The sequence below is a fragment of the Laedolimicola ammoniilytica genome (assembly GCF_025567165.1).
Classification (GTDB): domain Bacteria; phylum Bacillota; class Clostridia; order Lachnospirales; family Lachnospiraceae; genus Laedolimicola; species Laedolimicola ammoniilytica.
In genome coordinates this window covers 35981-39736 of the sequence record NZ_JAOQKC010000028.1, presented here as the reverse complement: position 1 = coordinate 39736, position 3756 = coordinate 35981, and the positions used below count along the sequence as shown (strand labels likewise).

The 3756-nt window shown below is 52.7% G+C and carries 4 protein-coding genes; 3 read left to right on the top strand and 1 reads right to left on the bottom strand.

Annotated elements, in window-relative coordinates; translation table 11 throughout:
• Positions 1-2219: YodL domain-containing protein (locus OCV63_RS15525; RefSeq protein WP_262670915.1), on the top strand; the 2219-nt coding region annotated here is incomplete at its 5' end.
• A gap of 1 nt (position 2220) precedes the next feature.
• Positions 2221-2436: a transposon-transfer assisting family protein gene (locus OCV63_RS15520; protein WP_002570996.1), complete on the top strand. Its 216-nt coding sequence runs from the start codon at positions 2221-2223 to the stop codon at positions 2434-2436.
• 96 nt (positions 2437-2532) lie between these two features.
• On the opposite strand, the gene OCV63_RS15515 is transcribed toward OCV63_RS15520, so the two are convergent.
• Positions 2533-3285 carry a hypothetical protein gene (locus OCV63_RS15515; RefSeq protein WP_262670914.1) on the bottom strand — a complete coding sequence of 251 codons (753 nt, stop codon included), beginning with the start codon at positions 3283-3285 and terminating at the stop codon, positions 2533-2535.
• 13 nt (positions 3286-3298) lie between these two features.
• Between OCV63_RS15515 and OCV63_RS15510 the strand changes: the two genes are divergently transcribed.
• Positions 3299-3643 (top strand): TnpV protein, encoded by a 345-nt coding sequence (locus OCV63_RS15510; RefSeq protein WP_349101367.1) that lies wholly within the window; start codon positions 3299-3301, stop codon positions 3641-3643.
• Positions 3644-3756 lie beyond the last annotated feature (113 nt).

Below are 3756 nucleotides of genomic sequence, written 5' to 3'. Positions count from 1 at the left end.
TTGCCATTCGTCAGGGCATGAGCGAGGTGCAGACGGTTTCGGCCACGGTTCACGAGATTGCTCACAGCAAGCTCCACAATCAGAAAAAGATCCAGATTGCCAATGACGAGCAATATCAGGAGATCGAGCTGTTTGATAAACTTGGTCTGTTCTCCAACGGACGGATTGCTCGCGATAATCTGCCAGAGGGCGTTTATTGTTATGATCTGCGCGGTTCTGACTACGATCCTGGAGATCCGGTCTGTGTGGAAGAACGAGTGGTTGTAAACCATGCAGGCTCCGTTCTGCTGACAGAGCCGTTGGAACTGACGGAAGATGGACGCTTGATGCTGACCGAGGAAAAAGGGCTGAATTTTACCGGTGGCTTTTCTACCCTCTCCCAGTTTTTGCAGAAACAGAGGAAAGATCGTCACACGGAAGAAGTGGAGGCTGAAAGCATCTCCTATGCGGTCTGCAAGTATTTTGGCATCGAGACTGGAGAAAACAGCTTTGGCTATATTGCCAGTTGGAGTCAAGGCAAGGAGCTGAAAGAACTGAGAGCCAGTTTGGAGACCATCAACAAAACCTCCGGCACTTTGATCTCCGACATTGAGCGCCACTATAAGGAAATCTGCAAAGAGCGCGGAATCGACCCTCATGCAAAGGCAGAGCCGGAAACCGCCCCGATAGAGCAGCCAACCAGCAATCTGACTTACTATGTAGCAGAGTGCATGGAATTTCCAAACCTCGGAGAATACCACGATAACTTGTCTTTGGAGGAAGCAATCCGCATTTATCAGGAGATTCCGGCAGAACGAATGAACGGGATCAAGGGCATTGGTTTTGAGCTGAAAGACGGAAGCGACTATGAAGGACCTTTTCCGATTTTGACCGGCCAGACCATTGACCTGGACACCATCCAGGCAATCGACTATTACCGTGATAATCCTCTGGTGCAAAAAGCGGTAAAGGAACTGGCTGCGGCAATGCCGGAAATGGAAGTGCTGGGGGCGGATGCCAACCAGCAGGAGGCTTTGTTTCTGATTGACGATGCCACCTATCTTCATATCCAGTCCTGTGACAGCGGCTGGGACTATACCCTTTACGATGCCGCGTCCATGAAAGAGTTGGATGGTGGTCAGCTGGATATGCCGGAGATTTCCCACATGAAGGCAGTTCTCCAGATTTGTGATGACAACGATTTGGGCAGAGACTCGGTAAAATACGCACCGTTGTCCATGATTGAGACCTTGCAGGAAGCTGCCTACCAGCAGATGCAGGCAGAGGCCAGTCAGATGGCTGCTTCTTCTCAGCTGCCGGAAGTACAAGAGCAGGCGCTGGATGAATACCCTATGCCTGATGAGCAGGTATCCACACCGGATATGCAGGAATACGGCTACTTCTATGATGGGATGCTCCCTGTCACCAGAGAACGGGCGCTGGAACTGGATGCTGCCGGTTTGACCGTCTATGTGCTGCATGAGGACAATACGGAGAGCATGGTGTTTGACCCGCAGGAAATCATGGAGCATGGCGGTCTTTTCGGTGTGGACCGCGAGGAATGGGAGAAAAGCCCTCAGTTCCACGAAAAGGTCATGGAGCGTCAGGAACATCAGCAGGAACGAGAACAGGCATTTCTCTCCCAGAACAGAAACTGCTTTGCCATCTACCAGGTGAGCCGTAACGATCCGCAAAATGTGCGCTTTATGAATCTGGACTGGTTAGAGTCCCATGATGTTTCCGTAGACCGCAGCAATTATGACCTCATTTACACCGCTCCGCTGAGTGAGTCTGGCACTGTGCCGGAGCAGCTGGAAAAACTCTATCAGCAATTCAATCTGGAAAAACCCGTAGACTTTCACAGTCCCTCCATGAGCGTCAGCGACATCGTTGCGATCAAACAGGACGGTAAGGTATCCTGTCATTACTGCGACAGCGTTGGTTTTACCCAGATCCCCGGATTCCTGCCGGAAAATCCGCTGAAAAATGCGGAAATGGCCCTGGAGGACGATTATGGCATGATCGACGGTATCATCAACAATGGCGCAAAAGAGCCTACGGTGGCAGAGCTGGAACAGCAGGCCCGAAGCGGTCAGCCCATTTCCCTGATGGAGTTGGCAGCCGCCACCCATCGGGAGGAACGGGAAAAGAAAAAGTCCGTCATGGAGCAGCTGAAAGGCCAGCCCAAGACAGAACACAAAAAGACAGCACCAAAAAAGAGTGCGGAAAGGGAGATTTGATATGGGAAACTTTACTTTTGAGGAAATGAACCTGATGTGCATTTACAATACCGGCAGCCGCACCGGATTGATCGACAGCCTGCGTGAGATGCGCGGCGAGCTTTCGCCGGAGGAAACGGAACTGAGGGAGCTAACCGACAGCGCCCTTACGAAGCTCTGTGCGATGACCGATGAGGACTTTGCCCAGCTGGAGCTGTACCCGGATTTTGACCAGTAAACAGCATAACCGCAGGGATGGGGTGGCAATTTGCCACCCCACCTCTTTACCCCAAAACTGAAAGGAGGACAGAACACCATGCTAACCAAAGCTGAACTATATGCACAGATGGCGGACAAGGTGGCAACACAGCTCACGGGGAGCTGGCAGGAATGGGCAGGGTTTCTCACCACTGCTTCCCGTCTTTACAAGTACCCGTTCCATGAGCAGCTGATGATCTACGCCCAGCGACCGGACGCCACCGCCTGTGCAGAGTACGATTTGTGGAATGAAAAGATGGGCCGGTATGTAAGACGCGGCTCCAAGGGGATCGCTCTGGTGGACGATTCCGGAGACAGACCACGCCTGCGCTATGTCTTTGATATTTCCGACACCGGAACCCGTGAACATTCCCGCACTCCCTGGCTGTGGCAGCTGGAGGAGCGCCATCTGGATTCCGTGCAGGCCATGCTGGAGCGCACCTATGATGTTTCCGGTGATGACCTTGCCGGACAGCTCACGGAGGTAGCCGGAAAACTGGCCGAGGAATACTGGACGGAGCATCAGCAGGACTTCTTCTATATCGTTGACGGTTCCTTTTTGGAGGAATATGATGAGTATAACATCGGAGTGCAGTTCAAGGCAGCCGCCACCGTCAGCATCACTTACGCTTTGATGTCCCGCTGTGGACTGGAGCCGGAACGCTACTTCGACCACGAAGATTTCATGGCGATCTTTGATTTCAACACCCCGTCCACCATCGGGGCGCTGGGAACAGCGGTCAGTCAGATCAACCAGCAGGTGCTGCGGCAGATCGGCGTCACCGTCCGAAATGCAGAGCGCGAAGCCAACCAAGAAAGGAGCAAACAAGATGAACAATCCCATGACCTACATCCAGAACGGAGACTATCTGATTCCCGACCTGAAGCTGAGCCAGCAGCCGGAGAAACCTCTGGGCAAATACGGCAGGATGAGGAAAACCTACCTGAAGGAACACCGTCCCATCCTCTACAACCAGATGCTGCTGAGCGAGAAGCTGTACCAGCACCTTCTGGAGATCGACGAGACCGCCCAGAACAGACTGGAGCAGATGATGCCCCAGCTGGCGAAGGAAGCGGGAGCCACCGAGGAACTGAAAGCCAGCGATCCCATGAAGTGGGTGGGGCTGATGAACACCTGCAAAGCTCAGGCAGAGGAGATTCTGATGGCGGAGCTTATCAACAGCTGACCCTAAACCTGTTCCTCTCCGAAGCGGAACAGATCCAATCCATAGATGAAGCAGAGTATGTAGCGCATACATCCTCTGCTTTTTCTTTTGCCCAAAATGATATTGACCATGTG